Raw genomic sequence first — 15543 nt, 5'->3', positions numbered from 1 at the left:
GCGCCGAACACGTTCCCGCGGCGCTTGCGCGTCAGAGCGTCGACTTGCGCATCGCCACGTCGACGACGCCCGCGGCGGCGGCGATCAGGTCCTCGGCGCCGCCCCAGCGTCCGACGAGCCGCCGTAACGCCAGCGCATGGGCGCGACCTCGTCCGTGAACCGCGTCGGCGAACAGGGCCTCGCTAATGAGGAGTCGCGCCACCCGTAGATCGGCCGTTCCCTCAGTCAGACGCTCGAGATCGGCGGCGGATGCGAAGCTACTCAGGTGAGCGATTGCGCGTCGCGCAATGTCGGCACCGCCGACGGCCACGACCCACTGAGTCGATCCGAGCGGTGACCGTGTCGCGAGCCAGTCAATGGCCAGCAGGGTCTCGATCACCGGAGACAGCTCGGCGCGCTCACGAGCCGTCACGATCGCCTCAGCCGATCTTTCGGAAGGGTTGCGTGGTGTGAGGACGGCCTCAGGGTTCCTCTCGGCCGCCTGGCGCGCCTCTCTCCGCCGTCGGGACACGATCTCTCCGACCGTCCCACCGCGATTTCGTCGAACGTGCCAACGGTAGATGTCGTCGATCAGCTCGACTCGTCCGGCCGGAAGGAATGCTCGAGCGGATGCCGGGATCTCCATCAGGTCCGCGTCCGTCGGAAGCACGAACCAGAACGCTGGCGCCGTCGCCTCCCTGCACCAACCGGTCATGGCCTCGAAGACGCTGTGATCGGCTGTACCGAGTAGCACGGCCGAGGGGACCGGGTGCGTGGTCAAGCGCTCACCGAGCACCGCGATCAATTTGTTCTCGGCGAGGTTCCGACCCTCATCGACAGAGAGGTGCACAACGCGGACGCGGTGCTTCGAGACGGGATACTCGACGAAGAAGCCGTCCACGCTGGGGAGGTCTAGGCGCACCTTCTCGGCCGCGTCTGCCCCGCTCTCGAGAAGCTTCCTTCTGCCGGTCCAGCGCGCGAACGGTTCAGCGCCGCCTCGCAGCCCTTCACCGCTTGACACTGCCACGTAGAAAGCGCGTACTCCGTAGTCCGCCGACTTACCGTAGCTGCGCAGATCGGTGACCCGGACATCGGCCGCGCGAGCGAACCACTCCAGCACAGCCTGGAGGATCAGATGCAGGCGTTCGGAATGGGAAGTCGGGTCCCCGGCGTGGAAGCCGAACAGCGCGTGGATCTCGACTTCTCGTTCGAGCCTCGCCAACGTCTCCTCGGCGTCCGGCTCTCTCGGCGGCACCACCGTAAACGGCTTAAAGAGGTTCTCGCTGTCGAAGTCGGCCTCGCCGAGAGACTCAGGAGGTTGGAGCGAACTCACCGCCGGTCCTCGCTGTCGTTCTGATTCTCTATAGCGCGCTCGAAGGCGAACGGCCGCCGCCATCCGTCATCGGGCGGACCCGCGACGGTGGCGAGTCGATCAAGGATGCGCCGCAGGATGGTTGCTCGAAAGGCCCGCGCCTCGTCCGGTGAGATGCCGTCGCCACGGGTGAAGACGTCGGATCGGACGTGAACCGAGACGGCGGCGAGTTCGACCCCGCCTTCGACCGGACCCGAGCCGACGAAGTAGAGCCCCTCGGCATCGAGGGTGAGCGGTACGGCGAAGGCGGTTCCCGCCGCATCGATCTGAGCGACGAGTTCGCCCGGCTCGGCGGGCTCACGAACACCCGGCTCGGCGGCGCGCACCCGGACCACGACCTCGTCGCCGTCATCGCCTGCGCGCAAGAACCACCGAATCGCCCCGGCTGCGCTGCTCAACTGCCGCGGATGAACGGCACGCCAATCCACATCAGTCGACCGCGACGCGAGAAGGCGCTCACCGAGTACGGCGGTGCGATCCGACACGCCGGCGAACAACGCGGGCGAGCGATGTCGCGGGCGAACCGCTGCGCGGGCCGGCGGCGCTCCGAACTGGATCTCGAACCACGACGCGTCGTCCGTACGCGCGAGAGCATCGGCAGAATGTTGGACTTCAGAGTCCATCTCTTGGAGGCGTTCCAGCGAATCCGCGATTCCGTCGTAGTGCGCCGAGTCCGTCGGCAAGCTCTCCAGCGCGGCCGACGCGGCCGACCGGAGCAGGGCACCTATCCCACCCGGCGGCTGCCGATCCGACTGTTTCACGACATACTCCGCGAGGTGGGCGTCGAACTCGGCCACCCGCGGCGAGAGGAAGGATGCGGCCACGTCTGTCGTGCCGAGCACCGCCTCGGCCTCGAAGGCGAGCACACCGAGTTCGATGTCGAGCAGCCATGGCCGTATCGCCTCGATGTCGATGGTGCCCTCGGCCGAGCCCTCGTGCACCGGGCCCGGCCAGTTTCGACGCAGCCATGCGCCGAGAGCGAATCGGCGGACGACATCCGCTAGGGATACCGCCCCATCGGGTAAGTATCCGATGGTCGGGTCAATGACGAGCTCCTCGCGAGCCTCGACCAGCCCGGCACTCCGTGAGGCCACGGCACGGGCCACCGCGCGGCCGTAGAGTCCGGCCAGCCACCACGATGCCAGGGCAGGGTCGTCGATCTCGGCTCGGATTGCACCGCGCTCGCCCACGATATTGATCGTGAGCTCCGCGCCGTCCGCGGGGAGTGCGACCGAGTCGAGCGACCCGCCGTCCGTCCATTCCGTCGGTACGACTGCGATGGTGCCGTCCGCTCCGATGCTCACCTCGACACGGTAGGTGCTGCTCATTTCGACTCCGTTCCCGGTGGGCTCTTTGCTCACCGCCGGAGTATGTCGATCCCGGACGTCGGGAGGCCCCGTCCTGTGCACATCTTTCCGTCGATGCGTCACGGTGTCTACAGTCGTGAGCAGCATCCGCGCGATCCGGATCCGCGGCACCGAACCAGGAGGGCCATGAGCAGACCCACCCTCTTCCTCGCCGGCGTGGATCGCGGACGCACCTACGTCTTCTGGCAGTGGATCGAACCCGAGCCCGGCGAGCCCGAGTATCACGTGATGGACCCCGAGCAACTCGATCCGCTGACGAATCGGATCGCGGCCGCTGTCCCCGATGGCTCCAGCGCGGAGGAGATCACCGCGCCCTCACCTCTCCCACAAGCCGATCGGGGGATCGAGGAGACCCTTCGTCGGGGAGAATTCGCGACCCTAGCCGACGAACTCGCGCTCGCGCGCGATCTTGCCGCGCTTCTGCTGCCGGCCGAGCTGGCCCGGCAACTCGCGGATGCATTTGTACGCAACCGTAGACAGCCGATCCTTTTCCGCGTCTTCCCAGCCGCGTCGTGCTCGCTCGTGCCATGGGAACTGCTGACACTGGTGGTCGAGGACGACGACGGCGTCCTTCGGGAGCGTCGACTGATCGAGGTGGCCGATGTCGTCTATGAGGTTCCGGCCGGGATGCACGTCGGGCGCGCGGCACGGCCACGCCCGTGGGAATCCTCCGGCGACGAAAGCCGGGTGGTGTACGTGATCGACCCGGTCACCCGGGTCGCATCGGACGTGTTCGATGACCACGCCGCGGGAAGGCTCGCCGCTCGCGCGCAGCGGATGCCCCGACGATGGCAGAGCCTCGAACATCGCGGTGGAGCCGATGGCTGGACGCGAGAATCGCTCTCCACCGTTCTCCGGGACGCGCAACCGCCACAGCGGCTCGTGTTCGTGGGTCACGTGGTCACTGTCGCCGATGGACCAGGGGCTACCGCCCTGCTCCTTTCGGATACGGCGGAGAGCTACGGCGTCGCGTCTGTCATCCGCGCCCTCGATCGAGGCTTCGTCGAGCGGAACCGACCGCTGTCGGCACTCGACCTCCTCGAAGGCACCTCGAGCATCGGCGCGCGACTGCCCGTCCTGCTTCAGGCCGAGCCGGATCTCGCCGCATCGACGATGCGCTGGCCCACCGGAAGACGGTCGAACGAATCCGGAGCGACGATCTGGCCTGCTCCGCCACGGGTACTCCTGCTCGCCTGCAGTTCGGGTGGCGATCTGCGCACCCCCGAACCGTTCGGACTCGCGCTGGCCTTCGTCAACTCCGGCGCCGCGTACGTGACGGCGACGAAGTGGACGATACCGACCGACCACGCATTCCGTCTCGCTTACGCGACCGACGAACGCTACGCGGCCCTCGCCATCGAGCCGATGGTCGAGACGGCTCTTGCGCTCGACGACGCGCACACCGCGGAGGACCCGGTCGCCGCGATTGCGCAGTGGCAGCGCGGACGTCTCGAACTATGGTCGTCCGGAACGGATCCGGTCGGGTCCTCACCCCTGCACTGGGCAGCCGTGTCGACCTACATCGGTATCGAGAGAGCTGTCACCCCACTCGTCGACGGCACGTCGACACGGAGCTAGAGCGTCCGATCGTCGATCACCCGGATGCCTAGCGGGTTGCCGCGACCGGCAGCTATGAAGACATCGCGCCACCGGCCGGTCTCCGGAACGACGCTGCGCGTCGTGGAGCCGTCACCCCAGCGGACCGTGAGCACCCATTCGCCATCCGCGGGCACCGCGATGAGCCGGAACCGCCAGTCACCCCTGCGGAACATCACGTCGACCTCGATGCCGGAGGATGGGTCGGTAACCGGGTAGACGACCAGATCCTCGGCTGCCGTGTTCCGCATCCCTAGAGAACTCGCGGACAGTTCGAGCCAGGGCTGGTCCTCGATCGAACCTGCCGAGAGCTTGCGTGCCATCGAATCGAGCACGGCCTCACGGACACGTTCGTGCAACCCGTCGGGAACCCGGATGTCGGCTTCGGGCGCGCCGGACTCGTACGCGATATCGGCCCGGATGATCGCGAGTGCGCGCTCGCGTTCGCGGGCGTTAGGTTCGGGCGATGCCTCGGTCATGCGTCCCCTCCTTCCGAGAGCGAGCGTTCAGTGGTTTCGAGCAGCCGGCGCAGGGCTGATGCAGAGGAGCCGAGAAGATTCGCGGAGCCGAACCGACCACCGTCAAGGTCGAGATAGCCGAGCACCTCGATGCGATCCGGTGGGTTCAGGTCGTCCAGGGCGGTCCGGAACATGAGTCGGACATCGGCCGACATCGTGTAGCCCTCTACGAACGGGACACCGGGATCATCCGGCTGCTCGTCCGCGTCGGTTGACGACGCCATCGAAGCGTTGCGCGCGGCGGCACGAATCTCCTGGCGCCACGCGGAGACCGGCATCCGGTGATCCGCTCCCCGCAGATCGAACACCTCATTCAGCGCGGTCGTCGCGATGTTTGCGGCATCGTCCGCACCGGAGTAGAGGATCGCGAAGTACAGAGCGATCCCGGTCGCCGAATCGTCTTCGGCACCACGGCGCCCGTCCTCGGGCGAGACCAGCAGCTCGACGAATGTCGGCTCGACCGACGACCGGGGGCTGTGCTCGCCGACTTCCACGCTTATCCTCCTCGGTTGATCCGATCATCCCAAAGGTGAGCAACGATGGCTAGCATCCTGATGCAGGCGGATGAGCAAACGACGGTAAGAGGATTGATGACCGAACCACCTCCTCTGCGCAGCTGGGCGGCGGACGTGATCGCGCGGGCGCGCTCCGCGGAGCGTTCCGGTAGGACCGTCGACGCCCTGCGGCTGTACGAGACGGTCAGTCACGCGCTGCACGGTGCCGCCGAGATCGCCGCGTCGTGCGATGTCGACCTGGGTATCGCCGCGCAGAAGGTGGGCCGTTTCGACGCGGCAGCCGAGGCGTTCGACCGTGCTCGCCGCTACTACTCGGCGAAGGAGCGGCCACGGCAGCTCGCCGAGGTCGACGCGAATCTCGCAGCCGTCGAAGCGGATCGCGGTCGGCTGTCCGCCGCGATCGACGGATACGAGCGCGCGCGGGAGACCTTCGTGACACTCGCCGACGCGCACGGGACGGCGAGGTGCGAGGTGACCCTTGCGGACCTGTACCGGCGCTCCGGTCAGCTGGCGCAGGCGAGCGCCTCCGTTGAACGGGCTACCGAGCACCTCCGCGACGGGGGAGACCCGTTCCTGATCGGGATGTGCTCGATCGTCGCGGCACGCATCCGTCTCAACCAGGGACGGACCGACGAGAGCCGTAAGCAGCTCGCGGAAGCGGCCGCCTACGCCCGATCGGCCCCCGAGCTCGTAGGGGTGCTCAAGCAGGCGACCGGGGAACTGGATCTCGCGGAAGGACGCGTGCAGGCGGCCGTCTCCGCGTTCAAGAAGGCGAGGGTCGCGTTCGTCGACGCTGACGACGCGCTCGGCGTTGCCCGCTGTGACGTCGACCTCGGACTCGCTTATCTCGCTCGCGACGATTGGGCGCGCGCTCATCACTTTCTCGGGCAGGCGGCGCTCTTCTACCAGCGGGCCGGCCAATTCTCCGATCTCGCGTATTGCGATGCCAACGTTGGGCTCGCCTACGAACGACAGGCGGCCGCCGAAACCGATCCGAGCAGGCACGAGCTACTGACGGCGGCCGCGGCCGCGCTGGTGCCCGCAGCCCTCTTCCTCGATGCGCGGCGGTTCGAGATCGCGGACGCGGATCAGCGCGCTGAATGGACCGGGGAGATCGCTGGGGCGGCCCTAGACGGCTCCTACCGCGTCGCCTACGCTCTCGGCGAAGGGACCTTGCTGGCGGAGCTCATCCTCGACGACCGGTCTGTCGGCGCGATGGGCGAAGGCCCTTGCGATCAGCCCGGAGTCGCCTTTTCAGAAGGTGCTGCAGCAGCGTCGGTCGTCGGGCTGCTGGGCGGCGACCGTCGACCGCTCGGCCCGAGTCCGTTCACGACGCTCGCCGAGCCTACGGTGGCGATGGCGTCGTGGGTCGGTGTCGCCGAGAGCCGGTACCACGCCGTTTTGCGCGCCCGATCCGTCGTTCACCTGGTAGAGCCGGACGCCGCCGGCGGTTTCTGAGCTAGCGCTGACCCGCCACCCGCTCGCCCGACGGTGCGTCGTCCTTCCAGAATGGTCGACTCCGCGATCCGAGCGGCGGCATAATCGCGCCGCAGCGGTCATACAAGGTTGTCAGGGCGTCGAGGCTAAGGAATCGCGTCGGCGGTCGCCCGATGAAGATCAAGGCGTTCGGCTTCGCCTCCACGAGGAACGCGCGCGCCGTCTCGCGCTCGGTCATCCTCCATCCCGTGGCGACTCGCGCCATCCTTGCGAATCCGTCGTCGCGCCGCATCGCCGCGATCAGTAGGTGGTCGACGTCGACGATCCCGTGTCGGGATAGCTCTGCCAAGGCGACGGCGTCCTCGACGAGTCCAAGGGCATCGTCTGAGAACGACACCGTCGACGGCGCCACCTCGTCGCCGAGCCTTCGCAGCGATTGCCCACTACGAAGGAACTCGGCCAACCACGCAGCACGAGTCAGTGCTCGAGCGCCGACTCGTCGCAGGCCGGTGACATGGTCGACGTGGCCCCACATGGCCAACTCGAACTGCACATCCGCAAGGGTGACAGCGTCGCCTCCGTGTGCGAAGGTCAGCGCGGCCGCGCTGTCGAGCATCTTGACGAGAGACTCGGAGACGAGGACTGAGCGCTCGGCGGACAGACTCGTCGGGCTTTGCTGGGCGGAGGCGGCGATAGTGCCCATCAGCATGTGTCCCGCCCAGAGGATCGGCGCGCTTGACCGGTCGCCGGCCCGCCAGCGTTCCAGCAGGTCGAGCTGGCTGAGGCGAAGCGCGACGTCGACGCTCATTCCGTGGCCGATGCCGTCGAGGAGGGCTGTATCGAGGGGGGTCTCATCGAACACCGGGTACGAGGTGACCACCGCACGCGCGGCACCGGCGCGCAGGAGCGCGGGTCCGAGCGTCGTCCACTCTCCGGTATCGGTTGCGTCGAGATCAGCTGAGCCGCAGGCGAGCGCGAGCACCTGCTCCGGCATTGGGAACCTTTCCGGCTCCTCGAGGAGGGTGGAGGCCCATAGGACCTCGTTCGGCCCGAGGACGAGTCCGGCGCCGGCGCCGGCGCCGTCTGGAGAATCGCTGGTGTGGCAGGCGAACACAGCGGAGGAGCGAGCGGGAACACGCCGCAGTGCAGCGGAAAGCACGTCCAGTGTCGGCCCGTCGGCCGAGCCGATCACCTCCGCGTCCTGGGGTATGGATGTGCGCAGCCGTCGCGCGGCCGAAAGGTCGTGACCGGGATCGAGCAGGGCGAACCTGACCGCGCGTTCGTCTCCGGACGCGTCCTGCTTTGGGAATGCGCTGAAGATCGAGGCGATTGTCGCCGCAGGCGGTGCGATCACAACCCTGGTGCACTCGACGAGCCGGAGGTCGCGCAAGCCCGGCCCGAGATCGATGCTGGCCCAAGGGACTGTCGCGAGAGCAGCTGCCGGCGCTACGGCCAGCCCGGGTGCCTCGCCGCGCAGGAGCGCCTCGCGGAGCCGATCGGGGATCAGCCTGCCCAGATCCTTCGCGAAGGCGTGTTCCAGGTCTCGCCCGCCCTGCCCCAGCTCCCCGTATCGCACCCGGTCGGCGCGATCAAGCGGATCCTCGTCGGGATAGGGCATAGGGAGGGCGTCCCGCAGGCGACGGAGTGTGTCTCCGAGACCGTCTCCCAGGTCGACGCTGCCCCCCGAACACTCCGCGGTCGGGGACAGCAGGGTCCAGTACAACGTCGAGCCACTGATCCAGGTGCTCCACCACCACGCGCCTTCACCGGCGACGGCAGCGGCGAGGCTCTCCAGGTCGTACGCGACCGTTGAGCGGGCGCCGTACCAGGTGGAGTTCTCGAATGCGGAGCGACCGTGGACCCGGATGAACGGAGCCATGGAGTCATCGGCCCATCCTCGGGTGGAGTCGGTGGCAGCGGCGGATTGCAGCCGAGCGGTCTCGATCAGTTCTGCGAGGGTGCGCCATTCGTGGCTGGCGGCCGCGGCGGCCATCGCCTTCTCGACCTGGGATCCGAAGGTTCTCCACCAGCCGCGGCGCTCGGCCGGATCGGTGATCGAGTGGCGGACGGCGTTCAGCGCGACGAGCGCCTCGATACGGAGAGAGAGCGTCTCACGCCGGAACAGCGGCTCATCCGCGATGACGTCGGCTGCGGCTGTCAGTGTCCGCGCCGCCTCGAGAGGCCGGTTGAAACTGAAGAGGAACTCGCTCGCTCCCGATCCGGCGGCGACCTCGTCGACGGCGGTCGCTGTCGGCCTGGAGCGCAGCTCGGCCAGGGTTATCTGCGTGACGCACCGCAGGTCCTCGAGTTCCAAGACCCGAGCAGCGGACACCGGCGCGTACCAACCATCGTTCGTCTTCCGTGCGATTCGGACGAGCGCCATCGTTATGCCCGCAGAGATCGTGGACAACTCTGGATGAGACCTCTCGATTAGAGCGGACAGCAGCCGGAGCATAGTGGCTGTCTGGAGCAGGCTCTCCGCTGTCACCTCGAGCGGGATGCGGCTCAGCACCGGCTCGAGGGTCCCGTCGAGCGTTCCCCGGTCGATATCGGCCTGCAGCGACGCGATGACGAATTCGGTGTGCAGGACGGCATTCGGCCGACGGATCGTGCCGTTCTCGGCATAGCGCTGGACAGCTCGAACGGCCGCCTCGGCGTCGCCGAGGTCGCGACTGGCGCGACAGTCGATCAGATCGGCGAGATGCGAGAACGCCGCATCGAGTCGCGCGGCGACGACGCGCGCCTCGCTCGGTCGCGTCGCCTCGACGAGCGCCCAGGCGGCCAGCGGGTCGAGTGCGCGTGCCTCGCCCTCCCGCATCCGTCCAATCGCGTCGAGCGCGGCATCCGAGCGGCCACCGGCTATCGCCCCGTGGATGCGCGCAGCGCGAAACCGTTGCGGGATGCCGGAGATGCCGAGCTCGCGTACGGTCACGGGCACCCTCGCGCGCGGGAACCGTTCCGCGTGCAGGCGGAGCAGGAAGGCGATGATCCCGATCCCCAGCGCGACGGCGACGGTCTGCGGCGGATCCCCGAACTCGAGCATGCAGACGATCGAGGAGACGACCGCGAGGATCACCCAGCCTCGACAGGCGAAGAAGACGATCAGGACGAAGGACACCAGGGACGCGGTCGACAGTTCCAGCAGGTTAAGAGATGCCACTGCAACGACCATCGACCACCAGGAGAGCGACAGGACAGCGGCGCGACGCGCGATGTTGAATATCTCCGCTGTGCGAGCGAGGAGCGCGATCACCGGTGCGTACGTGCCGAAGGAGTCCACCTCGGGGCCCTGGAACCGTAGTTGATCCGCTTGGCCTCGCTCCCCGACGACGGAGATCCGATTCGACACGAATTCGACCACGAGGAGGATGAGCGCGATCAACGGGAGTCCGCAGACGGCGGCGAGGAGAGCCGCGACCGGACGGATCGGTCGGCGAACGGGCACGGCGAGGGCGGGAACGGCCTCGATCCCGAGGTAGTCGAAGCCGCCCGGCGTCCGCGCCGAGACGAGCACGAACGGCACGAAGAGCCAGACCCACCAATGCGGCGACACCACCGCGCCGATGACCGCGACGACGAACCCAATGACGATCAGCACTCGGTGTAGCGTGACGGCGCGACGGAGTCGCCGGACGCCCAGGGGAGTGATGGACAGCTCCGCTCCCTCTCCGCGGTTCCCGAAATCTCGGTCCTCCAACCGTCGGAGATGATGGTTGAGGATCTCGGAGGATTTCTCTAACACCCCGAGGCCAAACGCTTCCGCGACGACATCGACCGTCGAATCCATTCCCTCGCCACGCGGCGCCGCGCCTTTCGACGAGGTGACGGCAAGGGCCACAGCGAGCGATGCGGCATCGATGCGCGGGAACTCGTAGGCCGTCGCGACAGAATCCGCCACCTCAAGAATCGAGGCGAGCGAATCCTGACGATAGAGCTGACCGACGACGCGGAGGTTCTCCAGATGCTCGGGATCGAGCACGATCGCGACGCGCGTCCATTCTGAAGAGCAGACTGTGTCGAAAGCGGTGATGAGGCGGTCGCGGTCGGTCATCGACAGCGGCAGCCCCGCCGCCGCGGCGAGCACCCGCCCCGCATCGTCGGCGAGCGGCTTTTGGGTCCAGGCCATGAGCTCCACCTCATACGCTCGGACGGCACAAGTGTCAGCGTCCCTCGAGCGGGACCGAGACACCGTGTGTCTATTATTCGGATCCCGCAGGGACGGATGCAACCGCGACGGCGCGCCGCGTAACGCGGCTTCGTCCTCCGCGCCCGACTCGGTGAGGGTGTGCAGGGATCCTGCAGCGGTGGAGGCCTCCGCCTCTGTCTCGGCAGCCGCCGACGCGGCGGGGAGAGCGTCGGCCGCGTCATCCGGGTCCGCGATGGCCTCGGGACGGTGCCGACGCAGCTACTCCAGATCGAGCTGGAGCTCGTCAAGCACCTACGGAGCGAGCCGCATCGCACTCCGGGCTCAGTGCGCTGTCTGTGGGTGCGGCAACCGCGCTGCATCCCCCGAGGCAGGTGATCGCGACCGCCGCTGCAGAGATCGCGGACAGCAACGGGCGGAAGTGTCGGATAGGCGGAACGGGCACGAACGGCTCCTCTACTCCGTGCGGGCATTGCGCCCGTACCTTCCAAGGCGATCCCGGGTCTCTACCCCCGACTCTTGTTCGTGCTTCCCCAGGCGTGCTACGTTTCCGACCTCGCATAAGGCGAGCAACTGCACGGCGGACCATCAGGCCCGCCGATGATGCCAACACACACCAGCGTCCGCGCATCCCGCCATTCCTCTCCCGACTCCCGACGCGCGGCAATCGATCTCTCGTGTCGCCTAGCCGTCGCCGCACGTCCGGACGCGTTGACCGTGTCCGCCCTGAAGCGGATCCTGCGCCCGCTGTATGCGGATATCCTCCCTCGGAGGACTTCGCGCTCTGCCGCCGCGGTGACGCCGCTCGCCCTCGAAGTGTGTCGCGCAGCGGGTTCGGATGTCGCGGTCGTCGCCGCGCTGGGAGGGCTTACCGAAGCCGCCCCCGTCGATCCTGCGCTCGTTCATCATGTGTTCGCCGTTGCCGAGGTCCTCGCTCCCCTCGCTGGTCTTGTGCCGGAGGTCGCGGAGGCCGTGCGCCCGATGGTGCTCTCGGTCGAGGAGGTGAGGGAAGGGCGGCGACTCAGCGCCGACGAACGCAGCTCGTTGCGCACTCGGACGACCACTCGCGTTCGCTACCTCCTGGTCGAGCTTCTCCGCGAGGATCACTCGCTGCTGCGAAGCGTCGGCTCCGCGCGGACCCGGTTGCGTGCCGCGGTGCTCGAGCAGGTCCGCACGGGAACAGGTGTGGCCCAGGCGCGAGCGAGCGGACGGCGGCGGATGAACGACTGGCGTTCCAGTGCGCCTGTGAATCGCGAATACTTTCAGGTGCTCTGCGACGAGTTCCTGCGCGACCGTAAATCCGAAGCGCGGCTTCTCGAGTTCGCGCGGCGCAACATCGGGGCGGCGGACGCGGGACTCGCCGCGGATGCAGTGAACGACGCCCTCCTGCGTCTCGCTCAGAACACGCCGGAGTCCGATGCGGACGCCCGGCGTCGCGCCGTCTACGGCGAGACCGCGCGTGCGGCGTGGAAGCTCGCTGCGGCCGGCTCAGGACTACCGCTGAGCAGCGGCTACCTTGGCTACGAGTCGCCGGTGGAGATCCGCGCGGCTGAGGCCTCGCCGATCGGAGAACGTGCGATCACCGCGGTGGAGGAGCGGTTGACAGCGATGTCGCGGCTGAAGCGAGCCCTCGAGGTCGCGGGCGACAGCCTCGAGCACACGCCTCCGATCCTTGCTGCGCTGGAGGCTTTCGGACTCCGCGTCGCGGAACTCGCGCAGCCCGATCCGGAATCCGACGCTCGAACGGACCCGCGCCTCGTCCTCACCGCGATGCGCGACGCCGCCGCGGCCGCGGGATGCTCACGAGCCGAAGCGACTTCCGCGGCAGAAAAGGTGTTCGCCGAGCTGCGCCGGCATCTCGTCGCACCGTGAGCAGTGCTCATGTCGGGCCCTTCGCGACCTGGCCGAACCGTCACGTCGTGTGCCGGTGATGGTCGTGCGTGTAAAGCGTTCCGACGGCAGCGAGAACGTCCTTCCGAATTCAGGGAGCACGCTGGAGGTGCCCGAGCGGGGAGTCGCCTATCTGGTGGCGTCGATCTTCCGCGCCGCGAAAGCTGCCGGGAACCTGCACCGGTCGCAGGGGCTCGCTCGGATGATGACGCAGCGCCTGACCGTCGTCCGCGACGGCTACACCGCGCGGATCACCGCCAACCAGGTTGCCGCGCTCACGCCTGAGCAGCAGGCCGCGAAGCAGCGTGCCGACCTCGCCGCGGGTCGCGGCGGACCGGTGCCCACGCGCCTGACTCCGGCAGCAGGGCCGGCGGTGCAGGTGCCGACCACGAAGACTCCCGGGACGCGCCAGCGCGCCGAGCTTTAGCAGATCGCTGACGTCCTCTCAACCGCGCAGCAGTGGAAGGACCTCGACCCGGTAGCCGAGCGTGCCACACAGACCATCGCGCGCGAGGTGCAGGATCGGTTCGGCGTCGACGTCGCATACATCGCGGAGAAGCTGCGCAACGACCAGCCGGCCGACTTCTCCGCAGAAAAGGCCCTCGCCGTCGCGGAGAAGTTTCCGCAGCTGCTCACCGACGAGTAGCGCGCGGCTGTCGACGGAGCACGGACGGACAACGTCGAGACGACGGTCGACGCCGCCGTCGTCGCCGAATGATGGACGACGACGACGAGCGCCGCGCCAACGCCTCATGCAACGACGTAGCCGACGCGCCGATCGATCAGGGCGGATCCGAGGACGGGCAGGAGAACGTCGACCAGGCGGCCGCGCTCGAGCTGCACGCACGCGAATACGACGCACAAGCAGACGAGGGCGGTACCTCCGAGCAGACCCCCGACCAGCTGCGCGTACTCGCGGACGACGCCCGCGCCCAGGCTCAGCTCTACCGTGACAACCCCAGCGCGCAGACCGCCGCCGACAAAGCCGCCGCCTCCGAGCGAGCTGCGGCAGGCGGGGACCTCAACCAGTCGATTGCGGCAGAGGTTGAGCTGGGGCATCTGAACCAATTCGGAGCCGAGGCCGAAGCTGACCGGCTCGCCCAGTTCGATGACCGCTATCAGCGGGCGCTCGACCGCGGCGACGTCCACGAGGTGATCGACGTCCTCCTGGACGAGGCGACCCGCTACGAGCAGGAAGCTGACGCCGGCGGCACCGCTACCGAGACCCCTGAGCGGCTGCGCGCTCTCGCCGCAGAGAACCGCGACGAAGCCGCCTACTTCAAGAACAAACCCCTGCCTTCGCAGACAGCCCGATCCGCTGACGCAACTCCGGCTGGCACCGAAGGATGGGCCGACGCGCTGCGCTCGGAGAGCGAGATCTCCTACGACAGCGCGGGCCGGCGCACGGCCACTGCGAACGAGATAAAGGCCCACGGGATCCAGCAGGACCTCATCGATGTGAAGATGCGCGCTGACATCGCTCAGGGGCGCCCCGCGAACGAGGCGGTCGCCCAGGCCGGTCGGGTGCAAGTGCCGAACACCAACCTCCGCCGCTCCGTGGGACTCTCGCAGGAGCGTGGCGAGCAGGCTCGTTGATTGCTGTCAGCGGTTTAGTCGAAGGCCGCGGCGATCTGCTTGGCGGTCGGTAACGCGCCCTGTTCTTCCGGTAGAACGAGCCGTGCTCGGCGGCAGCCGCCGCTCACTAGGCGCGAGCGTCGGGGTCGGCGAGTTTCTGTGGCGGCAGGACGATGTGTCCCTTAAGTCGTCGGCCACGACATGTGCTAGGGTGCGCATGCTAAATGGGGCTCGGCCTCGACCCATCCTTTATCTCCGGAAGCATGACTGGTGCAGGGCGTGAGTCCCGATGACAGTGCAGTCCAGCGCATCGGCTACCGCGAGGTCAGTTCCGGGGGAGCGGTAGGGGTCGTAGATCTTCGAGGCCCGTGATGCCGCGGATTCCGCAGACCGTGCACCCGGAGTCTCGCGCTGGTTCACCGTGGGCGTGATCGTCGCGACGCGGGTGAACTCGGTGGTGCGCTATCGGCTCATCCGAGTTAAGCCCGGTCAGGGCGAGAGTGAGCCTCGTCAAGGCGTTGCTGACTGCGATCCCGTTCAGAGTGATCACGCGGGCAATCTTGCCGCCCAGCTTCCGCGCCCAACGAGGTCGGTCGGGGTGAGTGAGGATCGCGCGTGCGTCTCGGCGGAGCGCGCCCGGTAGACGTGTGAGATTCGTAATTTCGACCTTGTCCGAATCCACGACCACCAGCTCTCCGACGCCGAGGCGAGAGAGGAATTCGGTAGCAAGCATTCCGGCGCCGCCAACCCCACGATCCCAATCCGAGAGCGGCGGAGGATTTCCTGGCCGGCGCTCCCGAACAGTCGAGCTTGGTGGTCGTCCTCCGCGCGTGTCGACGACTGTTCGGAGGGTGTTGGAGTCAGGCGGGTGATGTTGCTTCCCACGACGACCGTGGTGTCGATCCGGCGACGACTGCCGTCCTGTTACCGAAATGGAAGGGCACCTTGAGAGATCGGCCATCGGCATGGGCGAGGTCGGCGCGAACGTAGTGCGGGTAGCAGTCGGCGTCGGGGTAGAGGTAGCTGACCGAAAAGGCGAGCCACGTCGACTCCTGAGCCCAGCCGGGGCCGAGTTCGATCGAATCGATGACCACGTGAGCGCCGCCCTGGCCGTCGGGCCAGGCGTACACCTGGGCGTCAGGGAAGCTGC

At 67.8% G+C, this 15543-nt stretch carries 13 protein-coding genes; 6 read left to right on the top strand and 7 right to left on the bottom strand.

The window, feature by feature from the left end:
* Positions 1-31: 31 nt before the first annotated feature.
* On the bottom strand, positions 32-1312 hold the full coding sequence (locus C5C95_RS03420) for a hypothetical protein (RefSeq protein WP_104323809.1): 1281 nt from the start codon (positions 1310-1312) through the stop codon (positions 32-34).
* Positions 1309-2679, bottom strand: a complete 1371-nt coding sequence (locus C5C95_RS03415) for a hypothetical protein (RefSeq protein WP_104323808.1) — start codon at positions 2677-2679, stop codon at positions 1309-1311. Before C5C95_RS03415 ends, C5C95_RS03420 begins: the two co-directional genes overlap by 4 nt.
* Before the next feature lie 165 nt (positions 2680-2844).
* Between C5C95_RS03415 and C5C95_RS03410 the strand changes: the two genes are divergently transcribed.
* A complete protein-coding gene (locus C5C95_RS03410) occupies positions 2845-4296 on the top strand; it encodes a CHAT domain-containing protein (RefSeq protein ID WP_181125547.1) in 1452 nt (483 codons plus the stop codon).
* On the opposite strand, the gene C5C95_RS03405 is transcribed toward C5C95_RS03410, so the two are convergent.
* Complete coding sequence (locus tag C5C95_RS03405) at positions 4293-4793, bottom strand: hypothetical protein (protein ID WP_104323806.1); 501 nt, start codon at positions 4791-4793, stop codon at positions 4293-4295. The two genes, C5C95_RS03410 and C5C95_RS03405, sit on opposite strands and share 4 nt — an antisense overlap.
* A complete protein-coding gene (locus C5C95_RS03400; RefSeq protein WP_104323805.1) occupies positions 4790-5326 on the bottom strand; it encodes a hypothetical protein in 537 nt (178 codons plus the stop codon). Before C5C95_RS03400 ends, C5C95_RS03405 begins: the two co-directional genes overlap by 4 nt.
* A gap of 45 nt (positions 5327-5371) precedes the next feature.
* Between C5C95_RS03400 and C5C95_RS03395 the strand changes: the two genes are divergently transcribed.
* Positions 5372-6805, top strand: coding sequence for a lipopolysaccharide assembly protein LapB (locus C5C95_RS03395; protein WP_104323804.1), 1434 nt, complete (start codon positions 5372-5374; stop codon positions 6803-6805).
* A 1-nt stretch (position 6806) separates the two neighbouring features.
* On the opposite strand, the gene C5C95_RS03390 is transcribed toward C5C95_RS03395, so the two are convergent.
* On the bottom strand, positions 6807-10910 hold the full coding sequence (locus C5C95_RS03390) for a CHAT domain-containing protein (RefSeq protein WP_146087042.1): 4104 nt from the start codon (positions 10908-10910) through the stop codon (positions 6807-6809).
* 735 nt (positions 10911-11645) lie between these two features.
* Between C5C95_RS03390 and C5C95_RS03385 the strand changes: the two genes are divergently transcribed.
* The 4 genes from C5C95_RS03385 to C5C95_RS03375 all read left to right on the top strand — a co-directional run bounded on the left by C5C95_RS03385 (position 11646) and on the right by C5C95_RS03375 (position 14414).
* Positions 11646-12800: a hypothetical protein gene (locus C5C95_RS03385; protein WP_104323802.1), complete on the top strand. Its 1155-nt coding sequence runs from the start codon at positions 11646-11648 to the stop codon at positions 12798-12800.
* 127 nt (positions 12801-12927) lie between these two features.
* Entirely contained in the window at positions 12928-13245 is a 318-nt protein-coding gene (locus tag C5C95_RS03380) for a hypothetical protein (RefSeq protein ID WP_104323801.1), read from the top strand.
* Positions 13246-13332: 87 nt separating this feature from the next.
* Complete coding sequence (locus C5C95_RS17780) at positions 13333-13464, top strand: hypothetical protein (protein WP_258064141.1); 132 nt, start codon at positions 13333-13335, stop codon at positions 13462-13464.
* 68 nt (positions 13465-13532) lie between these two features.
* Positions 13533-14414 (top strand): hypothetical protein, encoded by an 882-nt coding sequence (locus C5C95_RS03375; protein ID WP_104323800.1) that lies wholly within the window; start codon positions 13533-13535, stop codon positions 14412-14414.
* Between the two features lie 304 nt (positions 14415-14718).
* Here C5C95_RS03375 and C5C95_RS17990 read toward each other — a convergent pair whose 3' ends face one another.
* Complete coding sequence (locus tag C5C95_RS17990; RefSeq protein ID WP_374954310.1) at positions 14719-15354, bottom strand: ThiF family adenylyltransferase; 636 nt, start codon at positions 15352-15354, stop codon at positions 14719-14721.
* On the bottom strand, positions 15254-15523 hold the full coding sequence (locus tag C5C95_RS17305; protein ID WP_181125545.1) for a hypothetical protein: 270 nt from the start codon (positions 15521-15523) through the stop codon (positions 15254-15256). The genes C5C95_RS17990 and C5C95_RS17305 overlap by 101 nt, the downstream gene beginning before the upstream one ends.
* Between the last annotated feature and the right edge of the window lie 20 nt (positions 15524-15543).

This window comes from Rathayibacter sp. AY1B7 (assembly GCF_002932735.1).
Classification (GTDB): Bacteria; Actinomycetota; Actinomycetes; order Actinomycetales; family Microbacteriaceae; genus Rathayibacter.
The sequence above is the reverse complement of the archived record's forward strand: the minus strand, read 5'-3'. Positions and strand labels throughout refer to the sequence as shown.